The organism is Streptomyces anthophorae (assembly GCF_049310305.1).
Taxonomy (GTDB): domain Bacteria; phylum Actinomycetota; class Actinomycetes; order Streptomycetales; family Streptomycetaceae; genus Streptomyces.
In genome coordinates this window covers 6,268,041-6,294,794 of the sequence record NZ_JBLWQQ010000001.1, presented here as the reverse complement: position 1 = coordinate 6,294,794, position 26,754 = coordinate 6,268,041, and the positions used below count along the sequence as shown (strand labels likewise).

Below are 26,754 nucleotides of genomic sequence, written 5' to 3'. Positions count from 1 at the left end.
CGCCGGCCCCCGCACCGGCCGAAGCCCCCGGAGGGGGCGGGCGGTGGGAGACGAGCACGCGCAACCGGTGAAGAGCGGTGCCGCGCACCGGAGCCGTGGACGCCCACACCGGCACGGGGCCGGCCCCCGGACTAGCCAAAGCCCCCGGTCGGAGCCGACGGGCGGGGGACGAGCAGGCGCAACCGCAGAAGCGCGGTACCGCGCACCGGTCCCGTGGCCCCACCCCGGCACGCGGCGCCGGCCCCCGCACCGGCCAAAGCCCCCGGAGGGGGCGGGCGGTGGGAAGTGAGCGGCGCAAACGGTGAAGAGCGGTGCCGCGCACCGGAGCCGTGGACGCTCACCCCGGCACGGCCCCGAGCCACACCGCACCGCACCGCCGACGACAAGCGCCGGCCCCGGCACGGCCCCGAACCACACCGCACCGCAACACTGACGACAAGCGCCACCCTGCCCCGCCCTGACCTCGCCCCGGGTGCCGGCCCGGCACACCCTGGCCTCGCCCCCGGGTGCCACCCCGGACCCGAGACCCGACACCCACCCCCGGCCCCCGGCCCCCGACCCCCGCCACTCGGCCCCGACACCCCGCCCGCCCCCCGTCGGAGACCTGTCGGGCGGCTGTCGGCGGGTTGTCGGTGGCGGCTGCCACCTTGGGGGCATGACGCGAATCGACAAGAACTCCGTGAGCGACCGCCCGGTCGCCGTATCCGTGCGGGGGCTGGTCAAGCACTACGGCGAGACCAAGGCCCTGGACGGCGTGGACCTGGACGTGCACGAGGGCACCGTCATGGGCGTGCTCGGGCCGAACGGCGCCGGCAAGACGACCCTCGTACGGTGCCTGTCCACCCTGATCACCCCGGACTCCGGCACGGCGATCGTCGCGGGCTACGACGCCGTCAACCAGCCCCGCCAGCTCCGCCGCGTGATCGGCCTCACCGGCCAGTACGCCTCGGTCGACGAGAAGATCTCCGGCCGGGAGAACCTGTACATGATCGGCCGGCTCCTCGACCTGTCCCGGAAGGACGCCAAGGCCCGCGCCGACGCCCTGCTCGAGCGCTTCAGCCTCACCGACGCCGCCACCCGCCCCGCGAAGACGTACTCCGGCGGCATGCGCCGCCGCCTCGACCTCGCGGCGTCGATGATCGGCCGCCCGCACGTCCTGTACCTGGACGAGCCGACGACCGGCCTCGACCCCCGTACCCGTAACGAGGTGTGGGACGAGGTGAAGAGCATGGTGCGGGACGGGGTCACCGTCCTCCTCACCACCCAGTACATGGAGGAGGCCGAGCAGCTGGCCTCCGAGCTGACCGTCGTCGACCACGGCAAGGTCATCGCGCGTGGCGGCATCGAGGAGCTCAAGGCGAAGGTCGGCGGCCGCACCCTGCGAATCCGCCCGGCCGACGAGCTGGAGCTGCGCCCGCTGGCGCACGCGATAGACGACATGGGGCTCACGGGCCTCGCCACCACCACCGTGGACACCCGGTCCGGGTCCGTCCTGGTCCCCGTACTCAGCGACGAGCAGCTCACCGCCGTGGTGGGCGCGGTCACCGCGCGGGGCATCACGATCGGCTCCATCACCACCGAACTGCCCAGCCTGGACGAGGTGTTCCTGTCCATCACCGGCCACAAGGCCTCCGCCCCGGAGGACGCCAGGCCCGAACTCGAGGAGGCCGCCGTATGAGTGCCACCACCCTCTCCCCCACCGCGGCCCCCACGATCACCGTCGAGGCCGACCCCAAGATCGGCCTGAGCGGCCATCTGCGTCACACGGGCGCGCTGATCCGCCGCAACCTGCTGTGGATCCGCAACGACCCGGAGTCGATGTTCGACGCGATCCTGATGCCGATCGTCTTCACGCTCCTGTTCGTGTTCGTCTTCGGCGGCTCGATCGGCTCCGCGATGGGCGGCGGCCAGGACGCGTACGTGCAGTACGTGATCCCCGGCATGGTCGCGATGATGAGCATGAACATCGCGCAGGGCGTCGGCACCGGCTTCAACGAGGACTTCCAGAAGGGCATCATGGACCGCTTCCGGTCCCTGCCCATCGGCCGCGGCTCGGTGCTCATGGCCAAGGTGGTCGTCGAGATGCTGCGGCTCCTCGTCGCCACCACGGTCCTGATGATCGTCGCGCTGCTCGTCGGCTTCGACATCACCAGCTGGGCCGGTCTGCTCGGTGCCATCGGCCTGACCGCGCTGTTCGGCTCCGCCCTCATGTGGATCTTCCTGACGCTCGGCGTGACCATGAAGAGCGCGCAAGCCGTGCAGGCCATGGGCTTCCTGGTGATGATGCCGCTCCAGTTCGGTTCGTCGATCTTCGCGCCGACCGAGTCGATGCCGGGCTGGCTCCAGGCCTTCACCGACTGGAACCCGATCTCGTCCCTCGCGGACGCCTGCCGCGGAATGATGGTCGGCGGCCCGGTCGCCCACGACCTGTGGGTGACCCTCGGGTGGACGGCAGTGATCACGGCCGTCATGGCGCCGATCGCGATCCGTAAGTTCACCACCAAGAGCTGACCCTGCGCGGGACGGGTCCGGGCGACCGGGTCGATTCGCGTCGGTCGTCAGTCGTCCAGCAGGGCGGTGGCCTCCTCCACGGAGAGGCCGCCGCCCTCGGCGTATGCCCGCCCGTACGCCGCATCGTCGAGCAGCGCGCGGACCGCCGCCTCGGCGTCCGCGCGCCAATTGCGTTCGAGGAGGCCCGGCTTGTGGCCCTTGGGCATCGCCGCGTCGGCCGCGCCCATGAGCCGCGCGGCGGCCACCGCGTCGCCGTCCCCGCCGCGCTGGGAGACGGCCCGCGCCGCGGTGCACAGATGCAGCCCCACCAGTTGCGGCATGACGAGCGCGGACAGCGGGTCCCGCGCGATGTCGAGGCAGCGCCGCACGTTCGCGAGGGCCTCATCGGAGCGCCCGTCGACGGCGTCGATCATCGCCTCCATGCCGACGGTCATGCCTTGGAAGAAGCCGATCTGCGCCACCCTGAACTCGGAGCGCAGCAAAGCGAGTTGTTCCCGGGCCACGGCGGTGCGGCCGGTGAGTGCGAGATGCGAGACGAGGAAGAGCCGGGCGGCGGGCCGGGACTCGTTGGTGTGCCGGCGGCCGTCCTCGAGGGACTCCCACAGCAGCGCCTCGCCCCCCTCTGCGTCTCCCTGCTCGATCCGCGCCTGCCCGAGCCTGACCTGGAGGATCGCGGCCTGCGAGTGGGCACCCATGCTGTGCGCGACCTCGCGGGCGCGCGTGTAGTCGGCGGCGGCGCCCTCGAAGTCGCCGAGTTTCTCGCGCGCCTCGCCGCGCGCGGACAGCGCCTCCGCGGTGCCCCATTCGTCGCCGAGCCGGCTGAACAGCTCAAGCGACTCGTCGGCGTACGCGAGCCCTTCCTCGGCCCAGTCGCTGCGGTTGGCGAAGACGTTGGCCCGCATCTGGAGGACGAGCGCCAGCTCCCAGTCGTAGCCGAGCTCGCGGCAGGTCCGCGCGGACACCGCCGCGAGTTCCTGCAACTTGTCCATGTCGCCGGTCATCAGGACGGCGAAGTACCAGATGTTGCCGGGCGGGCGGCAGGCCTGCGGGAGGTCGGCGCGGTAGGTCGCGATGACGGCGCGCAGCCGGGCCTGGCCCTCCTCCGTCTGCCAGTGGTCCATCTCCATGTCCATGTAGCCGAGTCGGCACAGGTGGACCTGGCGGCGCGCCTCTTCGAAGAGTTCGCCGGTCAGCGGGGGCGGGGTGTCGGTACAGCGCTCGTGAATCGGCGGCGCGGGGCGCACGGGCCCGGCGAACGGGTCCGGGCCGAGCGCCGCGGCCTCCCCCGTCCACGTACGGGCGTCGATGCGCAGGTCGCGCATCTGCCAGAACCAGGCCAGGGACAGGACGAGGCAGAACGCCTCCTGCTCGTCACGGGCCGCGATCGCGTGCCGCAGGGCCGTGCGCAGATTCTCGTAGTCCCGCTCGATCCGGGCGATGGCCGCGCGCTGGCCGCCGCCGCGCAGCAACGGGTCGGTGGTGCGGGCGAGTTCGCGGTAGTACGTGAGGTGGGCGCGCTCGGCGGCGGCGCGCTCCCCGGACTCGTCGAGGCGGTCGCCCGCGTACTCGGAGACGGTTTCGAGGAGCCGGTAGCGCATGCCGCCGCCGTGCTCGTCGTCCTCCGGGGCGGCGACCACGAGCGACTTGTCGACGAGGGAGGCCAGGGCGTCGAGCGCGTCGAGGCCGCAGACCGCCTCGGCGGCGGGCAGGTCGCAGCCGCCGCTGAAGACGGAGAGGCGGGCGAGGGTGGCGCGTTCGGGCTCGTCGAGCAGGTCCCACGACCAGTCGACGACGGCGCGGAGCGTCTGCTGGCGGGGCAGCGCGGTGCGGGCCCCGGAGGTCAGGAGGCGGAAGCGGTCGTCGAGGCGGTCGGCGATCTGGCGGGGCGTGAGCATGCGCAGCCGCGCCGCGGCGAGTTCGATGGCGAGCGGGAGCCCGTCGAGGCGGCGGCAGATCTCACCGACGGCGGCCGCGGTCTCCTCGGACTGCTCGACGGTGAAACCGGGACGCACGGCGGCGCCGCGCTCGCCGAACAGCCGCAGCGCGTACGGCTCCGGGAGCGGTTCCACCGGGTACAGCGACTCGCCCGGTACGCCGAGGGGTTCGCGGCTCGTGGCGAGGATCGTGACGCCGGGGCAGTGCGCGAGGAGGTACTCGGCGAGGGCGGCGGCCGCGTCGATGACGTGCTCGCAGTTGTCGAGGATGAGCAGCAGCCGGCGGTCCTCGCAGTGCTCCACGATGCGTACGAGGGGGTCGTCGCCCTGGCGCTCGCCCGCGACGCGGAGCTCTTCGGCGCCGGCGCCGCGCAGCACCGTCTCCCGTGCGCCGAGCGCGCTGACGACCGCCTCCGGCACGGCGGACGGGTCGCCGACCGGCGCCAGCTCCGCGACCCACACCCCGTCCGGCACGGCCCCGAGCCCCTCGGCGGCCTCCTGCGACAGCCGCGTCTTCCCGGCCCCACCGGGCCCGAGAAGGGTCACCAGCCGTACGCGCCCCAGGTCGGCGCGGATGGCATCAAGATCCCCCGCCCGCCCGACGAACGAGGTCAGCCGGGCCCGGAGATTCCCCGGGGCTGGGGCCAAACCATCGGCGCGCGGCACCGTGGGCCGCCTTGCCCACCCTGCCGCCCCAGGCGGCAGGGTGGGCAAGTCGGAACCGGCCGTATTAAGCCCCTCCGGCGATTGAGGAGCGGGGTCCGGGGCGGAGCCCCGTGGCGTGAGCAACTCTTGGTGCAACGCTCGAAGTTCCGGCCCGGGATCCGCCCCCAGCACATCCGCCAACTCCCGCCGCACCCCCTCGTACGCCGCCAACGCCTCCGCCGCCCGCCCCGCGGAGCGCAACGCCCGCAGCCGCAACACCTGCAACGACTCGTCCAGCGGATGCGCTTCGCACAGCGAGGTCAGCTCCGGCAGGACCTCGTCCGCACGGCCGAGGTCCAGGCACGCGGCGAGGCGCGTCCGCCGGGCGTCCAGATGACGGGCCTCCCGGCGCACGGCCTCGGCCGACCGGTCCGGAAGATCGGCGAGGACCGGCCCCCGCCACAGCCCGAGCGCGTCGTCGAGAAGGTCGACCGCCTTCGCCGGGTCACCGTCCGCGAGGGCCCGCGCTCCGTCGGCGGTCAGCCGCTCGAAGCGGAACAGGTCGACGTCGTCCGCCGCGGCGGCGAGCCGGTAGCCGCCCTCGGACGAGGTGATCGCCCCGGCCCCCAGCGCCCTGCGCAGCCGCCCGACCAGCGCCTGGAGCGCGCCCGCCGCGTCCGCGGGCGGCTCGTCACCCCACACCTCGTCGATGAGGAACGCGACGGGCACGGCCCGGCCGGGCCGCAGCGCGAGCACCGCGAGCAGGGCACGAAGCCGCGCCCCGCCAACCGGAACGGCCGTGCCGTCGTCGCGGAGTGCTTGCGTGGTGCCGAGGATGCGGTAACGCACGGACCTATTCTCCCCGCTGCCGTTCGACCCCGGCGCCGGGCACCTGCCCGCACCTCGTCATGCCCCTACCTTCTCCGGAACTCCCGCGATACCGCGACACGTTTCCCGCATACAGCGAGTACGTTCGGTGAGCCAGCCGACCAGCCTGCACCGGGAGTTCCACCCCATGACCACCGCCACCGCACGCCGCGGCGACAACAGGATCAGCCCCGTCTTCCTCGGCATCGCCGCGATCACGGCGGTGGCCGGCTGGGCGGTGTGGACGGACTTCGCGTCCCAGCCCGGCTTCGCCGTGTTCCTGTTCGTGACGGGCGCCTGGGTCGTCTCGCTCTGCCTGCACGAGTACGCGCACGCGCGCACGGCCCTGCACAGCGGCGACATCTCGATCGGCGCGAAGGGCTATCTGACCCTGAACCCGCTGAAGTACACGCACGCCCTGCTCAGCATCGTGCTGCCCGTGCTCTTCGTGATCATGGGCGGGATCGGCCTGCCCGGCGGTGCCGTCTTCATCGAGCGGGGGCGGATCCGGGGGCGCTGGCGGCACAGCCTGATCTCGGCGGCGGGGCCGCTGACGAACGTGCTGTTCGCGATCGTGTGCACGGCCCCGTTCTGGCTGGACGCGCTGGACGGGGTGCCGGACACCTTCCGTTACGCGCTCGGGTTCCTCGCCCTGCTCCAGGTGACCGCGGCGATCCTGAACTTCCTGCCGGTGCCGGGCCTGGACGGGTACGGGGTGATCGAGCCCTGGCTGTCGCAGAAGATCCGGCGGCAGGTGGAGCCGTTCGCGCCGTTCGGTCTGCTCGCCGTGTTCGCCGTGCTGTGGATCCCGGAGATCAACCAGTGGTTCTTCGACGCGGTCGACTGGGTGCTCGGCGCGCTCGGTGTGCACGAGTGGGACACGTACTGGGGCCAGCAGTTCTACCGGTTCTGGCAGGGCACCCCGGAGATCCCGACGTTCACGCAGTAGGCGCGGCCGACGCCTGCTTCTCGGCCTTCGCCCGGCGCAGGTAGAACCACGACATGTTCGACGTGACGCCCGCGATCAGCACCCACACGATCCCGAGGAAGCTGCCCTCGGCGAAGGAGACCACGGCCGCCACGACGGCCAGGGCGCAGACGACCAGGGAGAACAGTGCGATGCGGGGCATGGGGGTCGGCTCCAGACGGCGACGCGGCGGGTAGTACGCCGTCCAGTGTCCCCCATGCCCCACCGGGGCCGGAACGCGGCTATACGTCCGTGACGCGCAGTCCCGCGTGCGCCTTGTAGCGGCGGTTCACCGAGATGAGGTTGGCGACGAGCGATTCGACCTGGTGGGCGTTGCGCAGGCGGCCGGAGAAGATGCCGCGCATGCCCGGGACGCGCCCGGCGAGCGCCTGGACCAGCTCCACGTCGGCGCGCTCCTCGCCGAGGACCATGACGTCGGTGTCGATCTCCTCGACCTCCGGGTCGGCGAGCAGGACGGCCGACAGGTGGTGGAAGGCCGCCGCGACCCGTGAGTCCGGGAGCAGCGCCGCGGCCTGTTCCGCCGCGCTCCCCTCCTCGGGCTTCAGGGCGTAGGCGCCCTTCTTGTCGAAGCCGAGCGGGTTGACGCAGTCGACGACGAGCTTGCCGGCGAGGTCCTCGCGCAGGGCTTCGAGGGTGGCGCCGTGGCCGTCCCACGGCACGGCGACGATCACGATGTCACTGCGGCGGGCGCACTCGGCGTTGTCGGCACCCTCGATGCCGAGGCCGAGCTCGTCCGCGGCGGCCTGGGCGCGTTCGGCGGCGCGGGAGCCGAGGATCACCTTCTGCCCCGCACGGGCGAAGCGGTAGGCGAGTCCCTTGCCCTGCGGGCCCGTGCCGCCGAGCACGCCGACGACGAGTCCGGAGACGTCGGGGAGGTCCCAGGGGTCCTTGGCCGGGGCCTTCTGGCCGCTCGGGCTGCTTTCGGTAGAGGTCATGCAGCGACCCTACTCAAGGGTATGTGGCCCGTACGGGCGGACTTCCCCCGAACGCGGCGAACGGGGGCGCCACTTGAGGCACGATGCGGGCCCATGGACGCCGTACGAGTAGCACTGCTGCGCGAGGTACTCGCCGGGACCGAGTGGCCCTCCGCCACCCGTCGCTTCGCGGGGGCGCTGCGTTCCTCGGTCGGCGCGCACGGTGGCGGGCTGCTGCTCGTGGGCTCTCCGACGTACGAGCCCTGGCATCTGGCGGCCCATCTGGTCGACGAGGCGGCCTGGTCGGGCACGCCCGAGCTCGCCCCCACCCTCGTACGGCACGCGGCGCGCCCCGACGATCCCGCGCATCTGGCCGTCGGGCTCGGCCGGCTCGAAGCGGCCCGGCGCGGCGAGACGCTTCTCGTGGTCACGCCGTCCGAGCCGGGCGCTCCGCTCCTGGAACGGGTGCGCGATGCGCGCCGCGCGGGGGCGACGATCCTGGCGCTCGACGCGGAGGCCTCCGGCGGGGGCGACCTGCATGCCATGGCCCATGACGGGCTGAGCGTGCCCGATGACACCGATCTGGATCTGGATACGGTGCAGCATCTGGTCAGTGCGGCGGCCGGGGAGAACGCGTCACCCGCTCCGCGGGGGCGGCGGGGGTTTCGTGATCGGTTGTCGCGGCTTGCGGATCATTTGACCGCGCCGCCGCCCGCGCGGTGGTGATGTTGCGGCTGCCCGCGCGGGGCTCTGCCCCGGACCCCGCGCCTCAATCGCCGGCGGGGCTGTCCTTATTCCACTTGGGGTCGTTGTCCCACTCCAGGTTGCGTTCCTTCGCGGTGTCCATCGCGTGCTGGGCCTCCTCGCGGGAGGCGTAGGGGCCGAAACGGTCCTTGTTGGGGCACTCCGGCCCCTCTTCGACCTTCTTGTGCTCCAGGCAGTAGTACCACTCGCCCGGCTTTCCCACGGTTCGCTTCTTGAACAGCGCCACGGCGGCTCCTCTCGTCCCCGCCATGCTCCCCCACGTGCGCTCGTTACACTCGCTGGCATGTCTGGCCAGTCGCAAGCGTCGCCCGCCCTGCTCGTTCCGGGGGAGATCTCCCCCATCCGCTCCGTGCCCGGGAACATCCGGCGTCCTGAGTACGTCGGCAAGCCCGCGCCGACCCCGTACACGGGCCCCGAGGTGCAGACCCCGGAGACGATCGAGGCGATGCGGATCGCCGGACGGATCGCGGCGCGGGCCATGGCCGAGGCGGCGAAGGCGATCGCCCCGGGCGTCACCACGGACGAGCTGGACCGCATCGCGCACGAGTACATGTGCGACCACGGCGCGTACCCGTCCACGCTGGGCTACCGCGGCTTCCAGAAGTCGCTGTGCACGAGCGTCAACGAGGTCATCTGCCACGGCATCCCGGACTCGACCGTTCTCAGGGACGGCGACATCGTCAACCTGGACGTCACCGCGTACATCGGCGGCGTGCACGGCGACAACAACGCCACGTACCTGGTGGGCGACGTCGACGAGGAGTCGACGCTGCTCGTCGAGCGGACCCGCGAGTCGCTGAACCGTGCCATCAAGGCCGTCAAGCCGGGCCGCCAGATCAACATCATCGGCCGGGTCATCGAGTCGTACGCCAAGCGCTTCGGCTACGGAGTGGTGCGCGACTTCACGGGCCACGGCATCAACTCGTCCTTCCACAGCGGCCTGATCGTCCCGCACTACGACTCCCCGCAGGCCACGACCGAGATCAAGACCGGCATGACGTTCACGATCGAGCCGATGCTCACGCTCGGCACGTACGAGTACGACATGTGGGAGGACGGCTGGACCGTCGTCACGAAGGACCGCAAGCGGACCGCGCAGTTCGAGCACACGCTGGTGGTCACGGAGAGCGGCGCGGAGATCCTCACGCTGCCGTAGTGGTTCCCCGCGCTCCGCCGCGGTCTCCACCTTCCGGTTTTCTGCTTTTACGTTCCCTTGATCGCGTCGCTGGGTACGCTTTTACCGACAGCTTGTCGGAAACCCGGAGGCCGCTCGATGGACACCCCGTTCTCCACGTTGATCCGCACCGCATCGCACGAGCAGCACACGGAGGCGGAGACGTCGACGTTCATGGGCGACCTGCTCGGCGGGCGGCTCGGCGTGGACGCGTACGCGCGGTACACGGAGCAGCTGTGGTTCGTGTACCGGGCCCTCGAGGACGGCGCCCGGCGCCTCGCCGGCGATCCGGTGGCCGGGCCCATCATCCAGCCGGAGCTGGAGCGCGTGCCCGAGCTGGAGCGCGACCTCGCGCACCTGCGGGGTGCGGACTGGCGGGAGACGGTTTCGGCGTTGCCGCAGACGCGGGCGTACGCGGAGCGGGTCGCCGAATGCGCGGCGTCCTGGCCGGGCGGATACGTGGCGCACCACTACACGCGCTATCTCGGCGATCTCTCGGGTGGGCAGATCATCCGCGACAAGGCGGAGAGGACGTGGGGATTCGCGCGCAAGGGGGACGGGGTGCGGTTCTACGTCTTCGAGGGTGTGGCCAATCCCGCGGCGTTCAAGCGGCACTACCGGGAGCTTCTCGACGGCATCGGGGTGGACGAGTTGGAGAAGCAGCGGGTGGTGGCCGAGTGCAAGGCGGCGTTCGCCTTGAATACCGGGGTGTTTGTCGGGCTGGGCGAGGAGTTTCGGTCGGCCGCGTGATCCTTTGACCGGCGGCGGTGTTGCGGCCACGGGGCTCCGCCCCGGACCCCGCTGCTCAATCGCCGCAGGGGCTTGAATCGGGCTACGCGAATCAAGCCCCGCCGGCGATTGAGGCGCGGGGTCCGGGGCGGAGCCCCGTGCGGGTGGGCGTTACAGGCGGACGCGGCCGCCGACCTCCACCAGGTCCCCCGGCAGGGGAGCCGTCAGGATTTGGGAGCCGCGGCCCTGGCGGATGTTGAGGGCCCGGCCGAGGGTGCCGGTCAGGGACAGGGCCGCCGCGCCCGTCGCCTCGTCCTCCACGATGCCGTCGCCGCGGCCGGGGAAGCCGCGGGCCCGGACGCGGCCCGCGGCCTCGTCCTCCCAGGCCCACGCGTAGATCCACTCGCCCTCCGGGGGAACCGGCAGCGCGTCCACCTCGGCGACGGATCCGTACTGCCGCAGCGTGCGCCCCGGCGCCCACTCCGGGCGCGCCTCGACCCAGCTGAACTCGCCGTCCTGGCGCGCCCCGACGACGCCCGCGGGCACGACGAGTTCCGACACGTCGAGCAGCCAGGCCGTGCCGACGCAGGGGTGCCCGGCGAACGGCAGGCGCGCGGTCGGCGTGTAGATGTCGATGGCGCCGCGCTCGGGGTCGTCGACGAAGACGGTCTCGCTGAAGCCCAGTTCGGCGGCGAAGGCCTGCCGCTCGTCCTGGCCGGGCAGGTCGGCGCCCTCGCGGACGACGCCCAGCGCGTTGCCCTCCCGGCCGTCGGGGGCGCAGAAGACGCGCACCACGTCGTACTCGATGCCGTACTGGTTCATGGCGGCAGTCAACCACGCGACATTCCGGACTTGACCAGTACTTGACTCTTCCCTGACTTGGCCATGGGCGGTACTGAGGTAAGCCTCATATAAGTTAGGGCGGCCTTAGTTAGCCCTGCCCCCGTGCACCCCCCGCACCACCGCTGTACGCCTTGGAGCCCGCATGCGAGCCGCCCGACTCACCGTTTCCACCGCCGTCGCCGCGGTGGCCGCCCTGACCGCCGTCACGGGCTGCACCCAGAAGAGCGACGCGAAGAGCGCCGGTTCCGGCGCGATCAAGGTGACCGCCGACGACGACAGCTGCCAGGTCTCCAAGAAGCAGTTCCCCGCGGGGCACGTGGAGCTGGCGGTCGAGAACAAGGGATCCCGGGTCACCGAGGTCGAGATCCTCTTCCCGGACGACCGGATCGTGTCCGAGCGCGAGAACATCGGCCCCGGCACCAAGCACAGCCTCACCGCCGAGGTGAAGAGCGGCGACTACCGCATCGCCTGCATCCCCGGCATGAAGGGCAAGGGCCACCGCCAGGACGTGCAGGTGACCGGCGGCAAGTCCGCGGCGAAGCGGGACCCGAAGCTGGACAAGGCCGTCGCCGCCTACCGCGAGTACACCCAGACCCAGGCCGACGAGACGCTGCCGAAGGTGAAGACCTTCACCGACGCCGTCCGCGACGGGGACCTGGCGGCCGCCAAGAAGGCGTACGCCCCCTCCCGCATCGGCTGGGAGCGCACCGAGCCGGTCGCCGAGTCCTTCGGCGACATCGACCCGAAGGTCGACGTGCGGGCCGACGGCCTCGAAGAGGGCCAGAAGTGGACCGGCTGGCACCGCCTGGAGAAGGCGCTGTGGCAGGACAAGAAGATCGGCAAGGCGGAGAAGTCGCTCGCCGACCGGCTCGACAAGGACCTCGAGGACTGGCAGCAGCGCGTCGGCAAGGCGGAGATCACGCCCACCTCCATGGCCAACGGCGCCAAGGAGCTGCTCGACGAGGTCGCCACCGGCAAGGTCACCGGCGAGGAGGAGCGCTACTCGCACACCGACCTCGTCGACTTCAAAGCCAACGTCGAGGGCGCCGAGAAGGCCTACGAACTGCTCAAGCCGGTCGCGTCGAAGAACGACGCCGCGCTGACCAAGGAGCTCGACAAGCAGTTCGCCGCACTGGACGAGCTGCTCGACAAGTACCGCGAGGGCAGGGCCGGTTACGAGTTCACCTCCTACGACAAGGTCGGCAAGGCGGACCAGAAGGACCTGTCCGACGCGGTCAACGCGCTGGCGGAGCCGCTGTCGCAGCTGGCCGCAGCGGTCGTCAAGTAGCCGTCGCCCGAAAGCCGCTGGTCGTACACGTGAACACGCACCACGAGGAGAGGGTCGCCATGACTGCCGACGAGACCTCCAACTCCCCATCCCCGTCCCGGCGTTCCCTGCTCGCCGTCGGCGGCGCCGGGCTCGCGCTCGGCGCCGCGGCCGCGGGCGGCGCCGTCGCCCTGACCCGCTCGGGCGAGGGCTCGGACATGCAGCCCGCCGGTGAGGCCGGCGGCTCGGTGCCGTTCCACGGCGCCCATCAGGCCGGGATCGCCACGGCGGTGCAGGACCGGCTGCACTTCGCGGCGTTCGACGTGAAGACGGCCGACCGCGAGGAGTTCGTGCAGCTCCTGAAGGACTGGACGAAGGCCGCCGCGCGGATGACCGAGGGCCGTACCGTCGGCGAGGGCGCGTACGGCGGGCTCGTCGAGGCGCCGCCGGACGACACGGGCGAGGCGCTGGGGCTGCAACCCTCGCGGCTCACGCTGACGATCGGCTTCGGTCCCTCGCTCTTCGAGAAGCACGGGAAGGCCCTCGGCATCGCCGACAAGCGGCCGGAGGCGCTCGTCGACCTGCCGAAGTTCCCCGGCGAGAACCTGGAGAAGACCCGCAGCGGCGGCGACCTGTGCGTACAGGCCTGCGCCGACGACCCGCAGGTCGCCGTGCACGCCATCCGCAACCTCGCCCGCATCGGCATGGGCAAGGTCGCCATCCGCTGGTCGCAGCTCGGCTTCGGCAAGACCTCGTCGACGACGCCGGACGCGCAGACCCCCCGTAACCTCATGGGCTTCAAGGACGGCACCCGCAACATCGCGGGCACCGAGAAGGACCGCCTCGACAAGCACGTGTGGGTGGACGCCGCGGATGCCGGCTGGATGAAGGGCGGCTCGTACCTGGTCGCCCGCCGGATCCGGATGAACATCGAGACCTGGGACCGTACGTCGCTCCAGGAGCAGGAGGACGTGTTCGGCCGGGACAAGGGCGAGGGCGCTCCGGTCGGCAAGGCGAAGGAGCGCGACGAGCCGTTCCTGAAGGCGATGAAGCCGGACGCGCACGTACGGCTCGCGCACCCCGACTCCAACCACGGGGCGACGCTGCTGCGCCGCGGCTACTCGTTCACCGACGGCACCGACGGGCTCGGCCGCCTCGACGCCGGCCTGTTCTTCCTCGCGTACCAGAAGGACGTGCGCAAGGGGTTCATCCCGGTGCAGCGCAACCTCGCGACGGACGCGCTCAACGAGTACATCCAGCACGTCGGTTCGGCGGTGTTCGCGGTGCCGCCGGGGGTGCGGGACGGCAGTGACTGGTGGGGCCGCGGCCTCTTCGAGAAGACGGAGGCGTGAGAAGCGATGTTCGCGAACTACCTGATCGGACTGCGCGAGGGCCTGGAAGCCAGCCTCATCGTGTGCATCCTCGTCGCGTACCTGGTGAAGACCGAGCGCAGGGACGCCCTGAAGCCGGTGTGGGCGGGGATCGGCGTCGCCGTCCTCGTGTCGCTCTGCTTCGGCGCGGGCCTGGAGTTCGGCTCGCAGGAGCTGACGTTCCAGGCGCAGGAGGCGCTCGGCGGTTCGCTGTCGATCATCGCCGTGGGCCTGGTGACGTGGATGGTGTTCTGGATGCGGCGCACGGCCCGGCATCTGAAGTCGGAGCTGCACGGCAAGCTGGACAACGCCTTGCAGATGGGCACGGTGGCGCTGGTCGTGACGGCGTTCCTCGCGGTGGGCCGTGAGGGCCTGGAGACCTCCCTGTTCGTGTGGACGGCGGTGCACGCCACCAGCAACGGCACGACGGACCCGGTGATCGGCGCACTGCTCGGCCTCGCCACGGCGGTGTTCCTCGGCTGGCTGTTCTACCGGGGCGCGCTGCGCATCAACCTGGCGAAGTTCTTCACGTGGACCGGCGGCATGCTGGTCGTCGTGGCGGCGGGCGTCCTCGCGTACGGCGTCCACGACCTCCAGGAGGCCGACTTCATCGGCGGCCTGAACAACCTGGCCTTCGACATCAGTTCGACGATCTCCCCCGACGGCTGGCTCGGCACGCTCCTGAAGGGCGTCTTCAACTTCCAGCCCGACCCGACGGTCCTCCAGGTCACCGTCTGGTTCGTCTACCTTGTCCCGACCCTCGCCCTGTTCTTCGCGCCTCCCGGACTGTTTTCCCGCAGGGTCGCGGCAGTGCGGGCCTCCTCTTCCCGGTAGGGTTCGGGCCCGTGGCAGGGGCCGGGGAGCGGAAGGTGAATCGAACGTCATGAGCGAGGCCAGGAACAGGATCGGCCGACCGGTCGCAGCGGCGGCCGCCGCGGTCGTGCTGTCCCTCACCGCGAGCGGCTGTGTGACCGTGCACGGCGAGCTGGAGATCGTCCCGACGACCACGAAGGGGCAGGCGGCGCGCGCCGTCGACACCTTCGTGGACGCGTACAACGAGGCGGACAGGACCTACGACGCGGACGCCGACGCCAAGCACGTCACCGGCGCGCTCGGCGCGATCGACGCGGCGAAGCTGAAGGCGGGCCGCGCGCTCAACCCGAACGGCAACCCGAAGCACTCGCCGCTGAAGCTCACCGACACGCAGATCACGGTGCCGAAGAAGGCGGGCTGGCCGCGCTGGTTCGTGACGAACTCGGACAACAACCGGGTCAACGGCTACCGCTGGGTGATGGTCTTCACCCGCAACGCGCAGAACGCGCCGTGGGCGGTCTCCTACCTCTCCCTGTTCCGGGACGGCACGGTCCCCAAGTTCAAGCAGGACAAGGACGGTTGGGGCGAGTCCGTCGACCCGGACGCGTCGGGTCTCGCGCAGCGTCCGAAGGACATGGGCGACAAGTACATCCAGTACCTGAAGAAGGGCGGGGGCGGTTACGCCCCGGGCCCGCACACCACGCGCTGGCGCCAGACCCGCGAGCGGATCGACACGCGCCCCGGCCTCACCACGCAGTTCATCGACGAGACCCTCACCGAGGGCAACTACGCGCCCGTGGCCCTGCGCACCGAGGACGGCGGCGCCCTCGTCTTCTTCACGACCCGCCGCTACGAGAAGCTGACCGCGTTCCCGGGCAGCAATCTGCCCGCGATCGGCCCGGACGTGAAGGCCCTGATGAAGGGCGAGCCCAAGGAGTCGGCGATGTACGGCTACGTCTCCGGCCAGGCCGCCATCGACCCGCCCAAGTCCTCGGGCAAGGTCAACGTGGTGTCGCGCGTGGAGGGCATCACGACGGCGGAAGGAAATTAGTCCTCATCGCCGGGTGAGCAATTCAAGCCTCATCGCCGGGTGAACAATTCAAGCGTCGGCGGCGGGTGAGCACTTCAAGCCCCGCCGGCAGGTGAGCAATTCAAGCGTCGGCGCCGGGTGAGCAATTCAAGCCCCGCAGGGGGCACCTCCCAGCGTTAGCTGGGGGAGATTGAGGCGCGGGGCCCGGGGCAGAGCCCCGCGACCGCAACGCCGGACGACGCCTACGGCCACGCCGACGTATAGTCCGGCTCCGCCCCCACATACCGCGCACACGCATCCGTCAACGTCTCCAGCAACGTCAGCGGATCAGGAAGCGGATGCTCCGGCCCCCGCACCCAGAACACGCCCCGCTCCCCCGGCAACCGCGCCGGCGGCACCAGCACGTACGACCCACGGCAGTGCCACCGCAGCCCCGGATGCTCGTCCATGGTCTCGGGGTGGCAGTCCAGCTCGCAGGGCCACCACTCGTCCTCCTCGTCGGGCGTCCCGCGCGTCGCGGTGAAGAAGAGCATGCGGTCGCCGCCGGACTCGGCGACGGGGCCGACCTCGATCCCGGCGGCGAGCAGCCGCTCCAGCGCCTCGTGCCCCGCCTCCAGCGGAACGTCGAGGACGTCGTGGACCATGCCCGTCGCGGTGATGAAGTTGGCCTGCGGCTGATGCCTGGCCCAGCGCTCGATCTGCGCGCGGTCCGTCGTCGACTGGGTCTGCCAGGCGAAGGAGACGGGGTGCCTGCCGGGGGTGGGACAGCCGACGCGGTTGCACGAACATCGGTAGTCGGAGGGGTACGCGGCCGGGGCCAGCGGCAGTCCGGCGGCGGCAGCGGCGAACAACAGGTCCTCGCGGTCCGATGCGGCGGCCTCGGCGGCCGCGGTGTCCTTCGGGCCGCGCGCGGCCCTCAGCCACCGGGAGATCAGTCCACCCGGCGTACGCCCCGCCGTGTCGCCCCGCCCGCCGAATCTGCGGCCCTGCTCCGCGCCCATCAATCCCCTCACCATCGCCGTCGAGCCACTGCTGTCGTGCCGAGTCCGGATGAACCTTGGACCAAAAGTGTCCCACCATCCTGCGCCCCGGGTGGCCACAGTCCACATCCGGGGTGCGTGAGGGCGCGCGGGGCCGGGTTCCTAGGGGCGGCGGCCGGCGATCCCGTAGAGGGCGTACTCGACGATCGCGTCCGCGTACGCGTGGTCGAGCGGTCCGGTGTTCTGGAGCCAGCGCTGGGCGAGCGGTCCGGAGAACAGGTCGCGGGCGATCAGCGGGTCGACCTCGGTGCGGACCTGGCCGGCCTCCTGCGCGGCGCGCAGCCGGTCGGCGTACAGGTCGAGCCCGGGCATGAGCAGCCGGGCGACGAACTCTTCGGAGAACGCGCGGTCGGCCAGGCCCTCGGCGGCGAGCGCGCGGGCCGGGGCCTCGAACACGGGGTCCTTCAGCACGTCAACGGTGGCGTGCAGCAGCAGCTTGAAGTCGGCCTCGATGTCTCCGGAGTCGGGCAGGACGGCCGGGTCGCCCGGGTAGCCGGGGTGCCGCTCGGCGGCGACCTCCGTGTTGCGTTCGTTGAGGTCGATGAAGGCCTCCATCAGGACCTCGGCCTTCGAGCCCCACCATCGGTAGATCGTCTGCTTGCCGACACCGGCGCGGGCGGCGATGCCCTCGATGGTGGTGCGCGGGTAGCCGATCTCCCCCACGAGGCCGAGGGCGGCATCGTAGATCGCGCGGCGGGAACGTTCGCTGCGGCGGTTGGCGTCGGGGACGGACTTCTTCGCCGACTGGCTCTTCGTGGCTGACATGGTTCGAATGTAGCAGCGCACGAGCCGAGACGTACCGTCTCGTAACCCCTTGACAAGACGCGGCGTCTCGCCCACAGTGGAGCACGCCAGGGAAACGAGACGATACGTATCGTCGCATCGATGTGAGGAGCACACCCATGACCCGAGGTGGAGCAGGCGGCATGCTGGGCGTCGGCGGCGCCCGCAGCAACATGTCCCGCAAGGCGATGCGCGGCGGCGGCCGCGGCGGACGCGTCGGTGGCGGGGGCGCCGACCCCGTGGCGCAGAAGCGTGAACTGCTGCGCAAACTCCAGGAGAAGCGCGGCACGCACGACGCGTCGTGATCAGGGCCAGCCGTGAACCACCCGTTCGGTTCACAGCCCCGAGGGCTCCTCCGACCGCACCATGGGCTTCCACCCAGATCTGCGGTCGTGAGGAGCCCTCATTGCGTAATCCGCGCCCTGTCGAACGTCGCGCCACACCCCGGCGCTATCTCATGTGCCCACCGGCACACTTCAAGGTCACGTACTCGATCAACCCGTGGATGGACCCGACGAAACCCGTCGACGTCCCGCTCGCGGTCGCCCAGTGGGAGGACCTGGTCGGACGCTACCGGGCGCTCGGCCACACCGTGGAACTGCTCGACCCGCGCCCCGGCCTCCCGGACATGGTGTTCGCGGCGAACGGCGCGACCGTGGTGGACGGGCGGGTGCTCGGCGCCCGGTTCGCGCACCGGGAGCGGGAGGCGGAGGCCGCCGCGCACCTGGAGTGGTTCCGCTCGCACGGCTACGCCGAGGTGTACGAGCCCGTTCACGTCAACGAGGGCGAGGGCGACTTCGCCGTCACCGCCTCGTACGTGCTCGCGGGGCGGGGCTTCCGGGCCTCGCCGCTGTCGCACGGGGAGGCGCAGGAACGCTTCGGCCGGCCCGTGATCGGCCTCGACCTGGTCGACCCCCGCTTCTACCACCTGGACACGGCGCTGGCGGTCCTGGACGACGCGGAGGACTCCGTCATGTACTACCCGGCCGCGTTCTCGCCGGGGAGCCGGGCGGTGCTGCGGCGGATGTTCCCCGATGCGCTGATCGCCGCGGAGGAGGATGCGGTGGCCTTCGGCCTGAACGCGGTGTCGGACGGCCTGAACGTGGTGCTGCCGCAGGGGGCCGTGGGGTTGTTCGGGCCGCTTCGGGAGCGGGGGTTCGTGCCGGTGGGGATGGATCTGGGCGAGTTGTTGAAGGGGGGCGGGTCGGTGAAGTGCTGCACGCTTGAGCTCCGCTGACCGGGAGCTTCGTTCGGACCGCGCCGTGGTTGAGGTCGCGGGGCTCCGCCCCGGGCCCCGCTCCTCAATCGCCGGAGGGGCTTGATTGGCCCCACTCGGCCTTCCTGGCCCACTTGTACGCCTCACCGTGCTTCTTGGTCACCGTCCTGCGCACCAGGCCGCCCTCCGCCACGCAGAGGTCGAGCAGCACCTGGCCCTTGCGGATCTGCGGCTTGCGGACGATCCGCGCGGGCGCCGCGGCGACGGGGAAGCGGGTCGCGGCGACGTAGGCGAACTTCTCGTCCTCGTACGCGAGGGAGCCGCCCTTGACCTGGCGGTGCAGGGAGGAGCGGGCGACCCGGGCCGAGAAGTGGCACCAGTCCGTGCCGGGCACGATGGGGCAGGCCGCGCTGTGCGGGCAGGGCGCGGCGATGTGGAAGCCGGCGGCGATCAGGCGGTCGCGGGCCTCGATGACGCGGGCGTAGCCGTCCGGGGTGCCGGGTTCGATGATCACCACGGCGCCGGTGGCGGCCGCCGCGGCGGCGTCGACGACCGTCGTACGGTCGGCCTCGGTCAGTTCCTTCAGCACGTACGAGACGGTGACGAGGTCGGCCTCGGGCGCGTCGTGCACCCCGATCCGTCCCCGCTCCCACCGCACGGAGTCCGCCGAATCGCCCTGGGCCGCGGCCAGTTCGCGGCCGAGGTCGAGCGCGGGCTGCGACCAGTCGACGACCGTCGTGGTCCGCTCCCCCGGCCACACGTCCCGCGCCGCCCACACGGCCGCGCCCGTGCCGCCGCCGATGTCCAGGTGGCTCGCGGGCGACCGGCCGGACGCGGCGTCCAGCGCGTCGAGCGCGGAGCGGACCGCCTCGAACGTCGCCGGCATCCGGTACGCCGCGTACGCGACGACGTCCGCCCGCTCCCGCAGGATCGGGGCGTCGGTCGGAGTGGTCCCCCGGTAGTTCGCGATGAGCCGCTCGACGGCCTTCGCCGCCTGCGTGGGCGGAAGACCGTCGACGAGCCCGGCGAGGGCGGTGCGGAGGGTGTCGGAGGGCGACTGGAGGGGGGTGTTCACCCCCTGATTCTACGAACCGGTGGAGGCGGTCACGGGGCCCGCCTCAGACCACCGCCCGCGCCAAACGGTTCGCCGCCGTCACCCGGGGCCCGTTCGCCGGGCCGCGGCGGCGGGGGTGGACCGTGTTGGCGAGGAGGATCAGGAAGGTGTCGGTCGCCGGGTCGATCACCAGGGACGTTCCCGTGAAACCGGTGTGGCCCGCCGCGCCGCGGCCCGCCAGTTCGCCCATGAACCAGGACTGGTCGAGGCGGAAGCCGAGCCCCGGCGGGGTCAGCATCAGGTCGACGAAGTCGGGGCCGAGGATCCGGGCCGTGCCGTAGGAGCCGCCGGTCAGGAGGGTGCGGCAGAGGACGGCCAGGTCGTACGCCGTGGAGAAGAGGCCCGCGTGGCCGGCGACGCCGCCGAGCGCCCAGGCGTTCTCGTCGTGCACCTCGCCGCGCAGCATGCCCCGGTCCGCCTTGCCCCAGGGGCGGCGCTGGTCCTCGGTGGCGGCGGCGCCCGGGCACGGGCCGTACGACGTGGCGGTCATGCCGAGGGGGCGGGTGATGCCCTCACGGATCAGGACGTCGAGGGGGCGGTCGGCGACGCGCTCGAGGACCTGCTGGAGGAGCAGCATGTTCAGGTCGGAGTAGAGGTAGTCGCCCTGCGGCGACGACGGTTCCTCGGCGTGCAGGAGGGCCAGGCGCGCGGCCGTGTCCGGGGCGTCGTACAGCGGGAGTTCGGGGCGCAGGCCCGAGGTGTGGGTGAGCAGCTCGCGGACCGTGATGCCGTGCCGGGCGGCGGCCGTGAACTCGGGGACGTACGCGCCGACCTTCGCGTCGATGCCGAGCCTGCCGCGTTCGATCTGCTGCACGGCGGCGATCGCGGTGAAGAGCTTGGTGAGCGAGGCCAGGTCGAAGGGGGTGTCCGGCGTCATGGGGACGCGGGCCGCGGGCGGCAGTTCGACTCCCGTGTCGGTCGTCTCGTCGTACGACGCGTAGCGCGCCGCCCAGCCGTACGCCCCCTCCGCCGCGATCACCGGGCCGCGCCCCGCGAGCACGACGGCCCCGGCGCACCAGGGCCGAGGCCCCTCGGGCAGCCCGCGCACGTCGGAGAGCAGCCCGGCGAGCTGCTCGGCGTCGAGCCCGGCCCGCTCGGGGGTGCCGTGGCGCAGTCTCGGCGCGTTCAGCGCTGCTCACCCGCCGTGCGCCGCTGCCAGGGGCGGCACAGGGTCACGAAGGCGAGCGCCGCGACGAGCCCGGAGGCGAGCTGGACCAGTGCCATCGGGACCGCCGTGTGCTCGCCCGCGATGCCGACGAGCGGGGAGGCGATGGCGCCGATCAGGAACGAGACCGTGCCGAGCAGCGCCGACGCGGAGCCCGCCGCGTGCGGGGTGCGCATGAGGGCGAGGGCGTTGGTGTTGGGCGTGGTCAGGGCCATGCAGGCCATGAGGACGAAGAGGCCGGCGGCGATGGGCACGATGCCGAGTTCCTCGGGCGTTCCGAGGACGCCGCTCGCGGCCAGGAGGAGGAAGGCGGCGGCGAGGACGACGAGGGTGAGGCCGATGCCGAGCACCTTGTCGAGGTTGACGCGGCCGACGAGCACCTTGCCGTTGAGCTGGCCGACGGCGATCAGGCCGATCGAGTTGAGGCCGAAGAGCAGGCTGAACGTCTGCGGGGAGGCTCCATAGATTTCCTGGATGACGAAGGGGCTGGCGCTCACGTACGCGAAGAGCGCCGCGAACGCGAAGCCGCCGACGAGCGTGTAACCGAGGAAGACACGGTCGGCGAGCAGTCCGCGCATCGTGCGCAGTGCCTCCATGGTGCCGCCGCCGTGCCGCCGCTCGGGCGCGAGGGTCTCCGGCAGGAACCTCCAGACGACGGCGGTGAGCGCGATGCCGATGCCGGTGAGCACGACGAAGACGCCGCGCCAGTCGGTGAACCGCAGCACCTGGCCGCCGATCAGCGGCGCGACGATCGGGGCGATGCCCGAGATCAGCATCAGGGACGAGAAGAACCGCGCCATCGCGACACCGTCGTAGAGGTCGCGGACCACGGCCCGCGCGATCACGATGCCGGCCGAGCCCGCGAGCCCCTGCATCAGACGGAAGGCGATGAGGAGCGCGGCGTTCGGCGCGAAGGCGCAGATCGCCGTCGCCAGGATGTAGATGAGCAGGCTGATGATCAGTGGCCTGCGGCGGCCCCACTTGTCGCTCATCGGGCCGACCACGAGCTGCCCGAGCGCCATGCCGGTCAGGCACGCGGTGAGGGTGAGCTGGGCGGTGGCGGCCGAGGTGTGCAGGGACCCGGTGACCTCCGGCAGGGCCGGGAGGTACATGTCCATGGACAGCGGCGGCACGGCGGTGAGGCCGCCGAGGATGAAGGTGACGAGGAGGCTCGCGCCGGCGCCGACTGCCGCCCTGGGGAGGGGAGTTGGGGTGCCGGCCCGGATCTCACCGGTCGCGTTCTCCCCCGTGGTGCTCCCGGTGGAACATCCGCTGTCCTTCATCCCGTTGTCCCTCGTTTCCCTTCGTCTCTCCCGGCCATCTGTGCGATTCCCTATGCTCTCAGCTCGGCGGTGCGGTCGAGACCAATATCTGGAGTGGGTGGGGCGCGATGGCGGAACGGGTGCGTTGGGGAATTCTCGCGACGGGCGGGATCGCCGCGTCGTTCACGGCCGATCTGCTCGACCTGCCGGACGCCGAGGTGGTGGCCGTCGCCTCGCGCAGGGAGACCTTCGCGGAGCGCTTCGGGATCGAGCGGGCGTACGGCGACTGGGCCTCGCTCGCGGCGGACGAGGACGTGGACGTCGTGTACGTGGCGACGCCGCACGCCGCGCACCGGGAGGCCGCGGGGCTCTGTCTCGAGGCGGGCCGCGCGGTGCTGTGCGAGAAGGCGTTCACGCTGAACGCGCGGGAGGCGGCGGAGCTGGTGACGCTCGCGCGCTCGCGGGGCGTGTTCCTGATGGAGGCCATGTGGATGTACTGCCATCCGCTGGTGCGCCGCCTCAAGGCGCTCGTCGACGACGGGGCGATCGGCGAGGTGCGCACGGTGCAGGCCGACTTCGGGCTCGCCGGACCGTTCCCGCCCGCGCACCGGCTGCGCGATCCGGCACAGGGCGGCGGCGCGCTCCTGGACCTCGGGGTGTATCCGGTGTCGTTCGCGCAGCTGCTGCTCGGGGAGCCCTCCGGTGTGATGGCGTCCGCGCAGCTCTCCGACGAGGGCGTCGACCTCCAGACCGGGATGCTGCTGTCGTGGGACGGCGGGGCGCGGGCGCTGCTGCACTGCGCGATCAACGCCGGTACGGGCGTGACCGCCTCGGTGACCGGGTCCGCGGGGCGGATCGACGTACCGGACGGGTTCTTCTATCCGGAGCGGTTCGTGCTGCACCGGGACGGCCGGGAGCCGGAGGAGTTCGTGGCGGCTCCCGAGGACGGCCCGCGCGATTCGATGCGGCACGAGGCCGTCGAGGTGACGCGGCGGATCAGGGCGGGCGACACCGAGTCCCCGCTGGTGCCGCTGGACGGTTCGCTCGCCGTGATGCGGACGCTCGACGCCGTCAGGGAACGGGTCGGCGTCCGCTATCCCGGCGAGTGACCGCTACGCGGGCTTCAGGCCCGGCTCCCCCACGGCCGTCACGAACGAGGCCGCCGTGGTGAGGGCCGCCCCCGGCGTCGTCACCGCGGACACCGTCTTGAAGTCGGCGCGCGCCGCCTCCTGGCCCAACTCCACGGTCGCGTAGCCCCGCTGACCGTTGTAGTGCTTCATGTGCGGGTTGCGGGCGAGGTAGTCGGCCCAGTTGGCCGGCTTGGCGGAGCCGTCCTTGCCGCTGGTGATCGAGGTCGTGACGATCTCGGTGCCGACCGTGCGCGAGTCCTGGTCGGCGGCGTCCCGCTTGATGTCCATGGCGTACGAGACGTGGACGTCGCCGGTGAGGACCATCAGGTTCTCGACGCGGGCCGCCTCGGCGCCCTTGAGGAGCCGCTCGCGGGAGGCCGGGTAGCCGTCCCAGGAGTCCATGGAGAGCGTCGTGTTGCCCGCGGTCGGGCTGTTGCGGCGGGAGAAGGTGACCTGCTGCGGGACGACGTTCCACAGCGCCCGCGAGTTTCGCCAGCCGTCGGTCAGCCAGCGCTCCTGGGTGAAGCCGGGCAGCGTCTGCGAGGCGGCCTCGGACTCGGGCGTGGGGGTCTTCCAGCCGTCGCCGTTCGCCTGGTCGGTGCGGTACTGGCGGGTGTCGAGGATGTCGAACTGGGCGAGCCGGCCCCAGTGCAGCCGCCGGTAGACCTTCATGTCGGGGCCGCTCGGCACCTGGGGGCGGCGCAGCGGCTGGTTCTCCCAGTACGCGCGGTACGCGGAGGCGCGGCGCAGCAGGAACTCCTCGGGCGGGTCGCCGTTCTCGTCGGTGTCGCCCGCGTAGTTGTTCTCGGTCTCGTGGTCGTCCCAGGTGACGACGAAGGGGTGCGCTGCGTGCGCGGCGCGGAGGTTCTCGTCGGACTTGTAGAGGGCGTACCGCAGCCGGTAGTCCTCCAGCGTCATGGTCTCCCGGTCGAAGACGTCGGGCAGGACGCGGTCGGTGTAGTTCCGGGCGCCGCCGGCCGGGGTGACGGCGTACTCGTAGAGGTAGTCGCCGAGGTGGAACACCACGTCGACGTCGTCCTCGGCCAGGTGCTTGTACGCGGTGAAGTACCCGTCGTGGTAGGCCTGGCAGGACACCGCCGCGAGGGTCAGCGCGGAGGTCTTCGCGTCCACGGCGGGCGCGGTGCGGGTGCGGCCCGCCGCGCTCACCCAGCTCCCCGCGCGGAAGCGGTAGTAGTACACGCGGCCCGCGGCGAGCTTGTCGACCTCGACGTGCACGGAGTGGTTGTACTCGGGGTGCGCGGTGGTGGTGCCGCGGCGCACCACACGCCGGAACTTCTCGTCGAGCGCCAGCTCCCAGGCCACGTCCACGCGGGCGGCGGGCAGTCCGCCGCCGGTCTCGTACGGGGACGGGGCGAGGCGCGTCCACAGCAGCACGGAGTCGGGCAGCGGGTCGCCGGAGGCGACGCCGAGCGTGAAGGGGTTGCTCTTGATCTTCTTGGCGTCGAGCTCGGCGGCGGCCGCGGTGCCCGCGGTCGGCAGATTGGTCGCGAAGGCGAGCGCTGCGGCGGCGCCGGTGACGGTCAGGAATCTTCTGCGGCCCAAGTGCTGGGCGGCGACACGGAGTTCGGCTGCGTGCTGCGATATCTGGGGCATGAAGCGTTATTCCAGTGGCCGGGGACGACGGCCGACTGTCACGTACACAACAGCCACATGGCGGATCGATGATCTCCGCGTGGCCGCGCGACCCGTACGCTGCGGCCCCATGAACGCTTCGCAAACGGACACCGCTTCGCGCACCGCCGTCGTCACCGGCGCGGGCTCCGGCATCGGCCGGGCCGTCGCCCTCGAACTGCTGCGGGCGGGCTGGCGCGTGGCCCTCGCGGGCCGCCGCGCCGAGACCCTGGAGGCGACCGCGGCGCTCGCCCCGGACGCCGAATCCCTCGTGGTCCGCGCGGACGTGTCGCGCCCCGAGGACGTCACGGCGCTCTTCGCCGCGGCCGGCGACCGCTTCGGCCGCCTCGACCTGCTCTTCAACAACGCGGGCACGTTCGGGCCGGGCGGTGTGGGCATCGAGGACCTGGAGTACGACGCGTGGCGGCAGGTCGTCGACGTGAACCTCAACGGGGCGTTCCTGTGCGCGCAGGCGGCGTTCCGGCGGATGAAGGAGCAGGACCCGCAGGGCGGCCGGATCATCAACAACGGCTCCATCTCCGCGCACGCGCCGCGCCCGCGCTCGATCGCGTACACGACGACGAAGCACGCCATGACCGGCCTGACGAAGTCACTCTCGCTCGACGGCCGCCCCTACCGGATCGCCTGCGGTCAGATCGACATCGGCAACGCGGCGACCGACATGACCGAGGCCATGCAGCGCGGCATCCCGCAGGCGAACGGGGAGCTGGCCGCGGAGCCGGTGATGGACGTCGCGGACGTGGGCCGCACGGTGCGGCACATGGCCGAGCTGCCGCTCGACGCCAACGTCCAGTTCGCGACGGTCCTGGCGACGAACATGCCGTACATCGGCCGCGGCTGACGTCCCGGGATCCGGTGTGCGAGCTTGATCCACTGCACTAGGGTCACTCGAACGGGCCCGCGCACCGAGTGCGGGCCGGACGAGTACCGGACGGTGAGGTCATGACCTGCTCACGTTTTCGTACGTCTCGTAAGTCCTGCTCCGGGCGGCTCGATCTCGGGCTGCTCGCGCTGCGCGTCGGCACCGGCGGCGTGCTCGCCGTGCACGGGGCGCAGAAGCTCCTCGGCTGGTTCGGCGGCGGTGGGGTGTCCGGCACGGCCGCCGGCATGGAGGCCATGGGGTACCACCCGCCGAAGGCGAGCGCCATCGCCGCCGGGCTCGGGGAGGCGGGCGGCGGGGCGCTGCTCGCGCTCGGGCTCGCGACGCCGGTGGGCGGCGCGGCCGCCGCCGGGACCATGGCGGGCGCGGCCGCGGTGCACACGCCGAACGGGTTCTTCGCGCAGGGCGGCGGGTACGAGTACCCGGCGTTCCTCGGCTTCGTCGCGGCGGGCCTCGCGGTGACCGGCGCGGGCCGCTACTCCCTCGACCACGCGCTCGGGCACCGCCTCGACCGGCACTGGATGGTGCCGGCGGCGCTCGTCGGGGCGGGCGCGGCGGCGGTGGCCGTGGTGGCGTCCCGCAACAAGCAGGTGGCCGCGCGTCAGGACGAGAAGGAAGAGGAATAGCCCGCCTGCGAAACCCGCCCGCACACCCCGTCGTC

The 26,754-nt window shown here is 72.0% G+C and carries 26 protein-coding genes; 15 read left to right on the top strand and 11 right to left on the bottom strand.

Going from position 1 to position 26,754, the window contains the following annotated elements; translation table 11 throughout:
- The first annotated feature begins 655 nt into the window (after positions 1-655).
- Positions 656-1,678, top strand: coding sequence for an ATP-binding cassette domain-containing protein (locus tag ACNYS0_RS28555; protein WP_422477424.1), 1,023 nt, complete (start codon positions 656-658; stop codon positions 1,676-1,678).
- Complete coding sequence (locus tag ACNYS0_RS28550; RefSeq protein ID WP_422477422.1) at positions 1,675-2,511, top strand: ABC transporter permease; 837 nt, start codon at positions 1,675-1,677, stop codon at positions 2,509-2,511. The genes ACNYS0_RS28555 and ACNYS0_RS28550 overlap by 4 nt, the downstream gene beginning before the upstream one ends.
- A gap of 47 nt (positions 2,512-2,558) precedes the next feature.
- Here the strand turns inward: ACNYS0_RS28550 and ACNYS0_RS28545 are convergent, their stop codons facing one another.
- Complete coding sequence (locus ACNYS0_RS28545) at positions 2,559-5,939, bottom strand: AfsR/SARP family transcriptional regulator (RefSeq protein WP_422477420.1); 3,381 nt, start codon at positions 5,937-5,939, stop codon at positions 2,559-2,561.
- A gap of 166 nt (positions 5,940-6,105) precedes the next feature.
- On the opposite strand from ACNYS0_RS28545, the gene ACNYS0_RS28540 reads away from it, so the two are divergent.
- Positions 6,106-6,906 carry a site-2 protease family protein gene (locus tag ACNYS0_RS28540; RefSeq protein WP_422482801.1) on the top strand — a complete coding sequence of 267 codons (801 nt, stop codon included), beginning with the start codon at positions 6,106-6,108 and terminating at the stop codon, positions 6,904-6,906.
- Here ACNYS0_RS28540 and ACNYS0_RS28535 read toward each other — a convergent pair.
- Complete coding sequence (locus ACNYS0_RS28535) at positions 6,896-7,087, bottom strand: hypothetical protein (RefSeq protein ID WP_422477418.1); 192 nt, start codon at positions 7,085-7,087, stop codon at positions 6,896-6,898. The two genes, ACNYS0_RS28540 and ACNYS0_RS28535, sit on opposite strands and share 11 nt — an antisense overlap.
- A gap of 79 nt (positions 7,088-7,166) precedes the next feature.
- Positions 7,167-7,880, bottom strand: a complete 714-nt coding sequence (gene npdG, locus ACNYS0_RS28530; protein WP_422477416.1) for an NADPH-dependent F420 reductase — start codon at positions 7,878-7,880, stop codon at positions 7,167-7,169.
- 93 nt (positions 7,881-7,973) lie between these two features.
- Between npdG and ACNYS0_RS28525 the strand changes: the two genes are divergently transcribed.
- Positions 7,974-8,585 carry a hypothetical protein gene (locus ACNYS0_RS28525; protein ID WP_422477414.1) on the top strand — a complete coding sequence of 204 codons (612 nt, stop codon included), beginning with the start codon at positions 7,974-7,976 and terminating at the stop codon, positions 8,583-8,585.
- Between the two features lie 43 nt (positions 8,586-8,628).
- Here the strand turns inward: ACNYS0_RS28525 and ACNYS0_RS28520 are convergent, their stop codons facing one another.
- Positions 8,629-8,850, bottom strand: coding sequence for a hypothetical protein (locus ACNYS0_RS28520; RefSeq protein WP_403855671.1), 222 nt, complete (start codon positions 8,848-8,850; stop codon positions 8,629-8,631).
- Between the two features lie 57 nt (positions 8,851-8,907).
- On the opposite strand from ACNYS0_RS28520, the gene map reads away from it, so the two are divergent.
- Complete coding sequence (gene map, locus ACNYS0_RS28515) at positions 8,908-9,780, top strand: type I methionyl aminopeptidase (protein WP_422477411.1); 873 nt, start codon at positions 8,908-8,910, stop codon at positions 9,778-9,780.
- A 117-nt stretch (positions 9,781-9,897) separates the two neighbouring features.
- Positions 9,898-10,548 carry a biliverdin-producing heme oxygenase gene (locus tag ACNYS0_RS28510; RefSeq protein ID WP_422477409.1) on the top strand — a complete coding sequence of 217 codons (651 nt, stop codon included), beginning with the start codon at positions 9,898-9,900 and terminating at the stop codon, positions 10,546-10,548.
- 150 nt (positions 10,549-10,698) lie between these two features.
- On the opposite strand, the gene ACNYS0_RS28505 is transcribed toward ACNYS0_RS28510, so the two are convergent.
- Positions 10,699-11,349, bottom strand: a complete 651-nt coding sequence (locus ACNYS0_RS28505) for a PhzF family phenazine biosynthesis protein (protein ID WP_422477407.1) — start codon at positions 11,347-11,349, stop codon at positions 10,699-10,701.
- Positions 11,350-11,512: 163 nt separating this feature from the next.
- Between ACNYS0_RS28505 and efeO the strand changes: the two genes are divergently transcribed.
- Genes efeO through ACNYS0_RS28485 form a run of 4 tightly spaced genes read left to right on the top strand, consistent with a single transcriptional unit; the run spans position 11,513 to position 15,871 of the window.
- Complete coding sequence (gene efeO, locus ACNYS0_RS28500; protein WP_422477405.1) at positions 11,513-12,658, top strand: iron uptake system protein EfeO; 1,146 nt, start codon at positions 11,513-11,515, stop codon at positions 12,656-12,658.
- Positions 12,659-12,717: 59 nt separating this feature from the next.
- Entirely contained in the window at positions 12,718-13,989 is a 1,272-nt protein-coding gene (gene efeB, locus ACNYS0_RS28495; protein ID WP_422477403.1) for an iron uptake transporter deferrochelatase/peroxidase subunit, read from the top strand.
- A gap of 6 nt (positions 13,990-13,995) precedes the next feature.
- Complete coding sequence (gene efeU, locus ACNYS0_RS28490; RefSeq protein ID WP_422477401.1) at positions 13,996-14,841, top strand: iron uptake transporter permease EfeU; 846 nt, start codon at positions 13,996-13,998, stop codon at positions 14,839-14,841.
- Positions 14,842-14,890: 49 nt separating this feature from the next.
- The gene (locus ACNYS0_RS28485; protein WP_422477399.1) at positions 14,891-15,871 is read left to right on the top strand and encodes an SCO2278 family lipoprotein; all 981 of its coding nucleotides are present in this window, start codon (positions 14,891-14,893) and stop codon (positions 15,869-15,871) included.
- A 221-nt stretch (positions 15,872-16,092) separates the two neighbouring features.
- Here the strand turns inward: ACNYS0_RS28485 and ACNYS0_RS28480 are convergent, their stop codons facing one another.
- Positions 16,093-16,851, bottom strand: a complete 759-nt coding sequence (locus ACNYS0_RS28480) for a bifunctional DNA primase/polymerase (protein WP_422477397.1) — start codon at positions 16,849-16,851, stop codon at positions 16,093-16,095.
- Between the two features lie 141 nt (positions 16,852-16,992).
- Positions 16,993-17,655, bottom strand: a complete 663-nt coding sequence (locus ACNYS0_RS28475) for a TetR/AcrR family transcriptional regulator (protein ID WP_422477395.1) — start codon at positions 17,653-17,655, stop codon at positions 16,993-16,995.
- A gap of 137 nt (positions 17,656-17,792) precedes the next feature.
- On the opposite strand from ACNYS0_RS28475, the gene ACNYS0_RS28470 reads away from it, so the two are divergent.
- Both ACNYS0_RS28470 and ddaH read left to right on the top strand, forming a co-directional pair.
- Positions 17,793-17,978 carry a DUF6243 family protein gene (locus tag ACNYS0_RS28470; RefSeq protein WP_422477393.1) on the top strand — a complete coding sequence of 62 codons (186 nt, stop codon included), beginning with the start codon at positions 17,793-17,795 and terminating at the stop codon, positions 17,976-17,978.
- Between the two features lie 101 nt (positions 17,979-18,079).
- On the top strand, positions 18,080-18,910 hold the full coding sequence (ddaH, locus tag ACNYS0_RS28465) for a dimethylargininase (RefSeq protein ID WP_422477391.1): 831 nt from the start codon (positions 18,080-18,082) through the stop codon (positions 18,908-18,910).
- A 64-nt stretch (positions 18,911-18,974) separates the two neighbouring features.
- On the opposite strand, the gene ACNYS0_RS28460 is transcribed toward ddaH, so the two are convergent.
- From ACNYS0_RS28460 to ACNYS0_RS28450, 3 genes are read right to left on the bottom strand one after another with little or no spacing between them, the layout of a single operon-like run.
- A complete protein-coding gene (locus tag ACNYS0_RS28460; RefSeq protein WP_422477389.1) occupies positions 18,975-19,964 on the bottom strand; it encodes a small ribosomal subunit Rsm22 family protein in 990 nt (329 codons plus the stop codon).
- Between the two features lie 43 nt (positions 19,965-20,007).
- Positions 20,008-21,132, bottom strand: coding sequence for a serine hydrolase domain-containing protein (locus ACNYS0_RS28455; protein ID WP_422482800.1), 1,125 nt, complete (start codon positions 21,130-21,132; stop codon positions 20,008-20,010).
- Positions 21,129-22,451 (bottom strand): multidrug effflux MFS transporter, encoded by a 1,323-nt coding sequence (locus ACNYS0_RS28450; RefSeq protein WP_422477387.1) that lies wholly within the window; start codon positions 22,449-22,451, stop codon positions 21,129-21,131. The genes ACNYS0_RS28455 and ACNYS0_RS28450 overlap by 4 nt, the downstream gene beginning before the upstream one ends.
- Positions 22,452-22,558: 107 nt before the next feature.
- On the opposite strand from ACNYS0_RS28450, the gene ACNYS0_RS28445 reads away from it, so the two are divergent.
- Entirely contained in the window at positions 22,559-23,539 is a 981-nt protein-coding gene (locus tag ACNYS0_RS28445) for a Gfo/Idh/MocA family protein (RefSeq protein WP_422477385.1), read from the top strand.
- Positions 23,540-23,542: 3 nt separating this feature from the next.
- Here the strand turns inward: ACNYS0_RS28445 and ACNYS0_RS28440 are convergent, their stop codons facing one another.
- On the bottom strand, positions 23,543-25,174 hold the full coding sequence (locus ACNYS0_RS28440) for an alkaline phosphatase D family protein (RefSeq protein WP_422477383.1): 1,632 nt from the start codon (positions 25,172-25,174) through the stop codon (positions 23,543-23,545).
- 109 nt (positions 25,175-25,283) lie between these two features.
- On the opposite strand from ACNYS0_RS28440, the gene ACNYS0_RS28435 reads away from it, so the two are divergent.
- Positions 25,284-26,054, top strand: coding sequence for an SDR family oxidoreductase (locus ACNYS0_RS28435; protein ID WP_422477381.1), 771 nt, complete (start codon positions 25,284-25,286; stop codon positions 26,052-26,054).
- Between the two features lie 101 nt (positions 26,055-26,155).
- On the top strand, positions 26,156-26,719 hold the full coding sequence (locus tag ACNYS0_RS28430; protein ID WP_422477379.1) for a DoxX family protein: 564 nt from the start codon (positions 26,156-26,158) through the stop codon (positions 26,717-26,719).
- Positions 26,720-26,754: the final 35 nt, after the last annotated feature.

Excerpts from the sequence above, each read along its gene's own strand:
- efeU (WP_422477401.1), top strand. The coding sequence starts at position 13,996 with ATGTTCGCGAACTACCTGATCGGACTGCGCGAGGGCCTGGAAGCCAGC.
- ACNYS0_RS28540 (WP_422482801.1), top strand. The coding sequence starts at position 6,106 with ATGACCACCGCCACCGCACGCCGCGGCGACAACAGGATCAGCCCCGTC.
- ACNYS0_RS28440 (WP_422477383.1), bottom strand. The coding sequence starts at position 25,174 with ATGCCCCAGATATCGCAGCACGCAGCCGAACTCCGTGTCGCCGCCCAG.
- ACNYS0_RS28470 (WP_422477393.1), top strand. The coding sequence starts at position 17,793 with ATGACCCGAGGTGGAGCAGGCGGCATGCTGGGCGTCGGCGGCGCCCGC.
- efeB (WP_422477403.1), top strand. The coding sequence starts at position 12,718 with ATGACTGCCGACGAGACCTCCAACTCCCCATCCCCGTCCCGGCGTTCC.
- ACNYS0_RS28535 (WP_422477418.1), bottom strand. The coding sequence starts at position 7,087 with ATGCCCCGCATCGCACTGTTCTCCCTGGTCGTCTGCGCCCTGGCCGTC.
- ACNYS0_RS28510 (WP_422477409.1), top strand. The coding sequence starts at position 9,898 with ATGGACACCCCGTTCTCCACGTTGATCCGCACCGCATCGCACGAGCAG.
- npdG (WP_422477416.1), bottom strand. The coding sequence starts at position 7,880 with ATGACCTCTACCGAAAGCAGCCCGAGCGGCCAGAAGGCCCCGGCCAAG.
- ACNYS0_RS28430 (WP_422477379.1), top strand. The coding sequence starts at position 26,156 with ATGACCTGCTCACGTTTTCGTACGTCTCGTAAGTCCTGCTCCGGGCGG.
- ACNYS0_RS28555 (WP_422477424.1), top strand. The coding sequence starts at position 656 with ATGACGCGAATCGACAAGAACTCCGTGAGCGACCGCCCGGTCGCCGTA.
- map (WP_422477411.1), top strand. The coding sequence starts at position 8,908 with ATGTCTGGCCAGTCGCAAGCGTCGCCCGCCCTGCTCGTTCCGGGGGAG.
- ACNYS0_RS28435 (WP_422477381.1), top strand. The coding sequence starts at position 25,284 with ATGAACGCTTCGCAAACGGACACCGCTTCGCGCACCGCCGTCGTCACC.
- ACNYS0_RS28525 (WP_422477414.1), top strand. The coding sequence starts at position 7,974 with ATGGACGCCGTACGAGTAGCACTGCTGCGCGAGGTACTCGCCGGGACC.
- ACNYS0_RS28450 (WP_422477387.1), bottom strand. The coding sequence starts at position 22,451 with ATGAAGGACAGCGGATGTTCCACCGGGAGCACCACGGGGGAGAACGCG.
- efeO (WP_422477405.1), top strand. The coding sequence starts at position 11,513 with ATGCGAGCCGCCCGACTCACCGTTTCCACCGCCGTCGCCGCGGTGGCC.
- ACNYS0_RS28480 (WP_422477397.1), bottom strand. The coding sequence starts at position 16,851 with ATGGGCGCGGAGCAGGGCCGCAGATTCGGCGGGCGGGGCGACACGGCG.
- ACNYS0_RS28505 (WP_422477407.1), bottom strand. The coding sequence starts at position 11,349 with ATGAACCAGTACGGCATCGAGTACGACGTGGTGCGCGTCTTCTGCGCC.
- ACNYS0_RS28485 (WP_422477399.1), top strand. The coding sequence starts at position 14,891 with ATGAGCGAGGCCAGGAACAGGATCGGCCGACCGGTCGCAGCGGCGGCC.
- ACNYS0_RS28475 (WP_422477395.1), bottom strand. The coding sequence starts at position 17,655 with ATGTCAGCCACGAAGAGCCAGTCGGCGAAGAAGTCCGTCCCCGACGCC.
- ACNYS0_RS28550 (WP_422477422.1), top strand. The coding sequence starts at position 1,675 with ATGAGTGCCACCACCCTCTCCCCCACCGCGGCCCCCACGATCACCGTC.
- ACNYS0_RS28445 (WP_422477385.1), top strand. The coding sequence starts at position 22,559 with ATGGCGGAACGGGTGCGTTGGGGAATTCTCGCGACGGGCGGGATCGCC.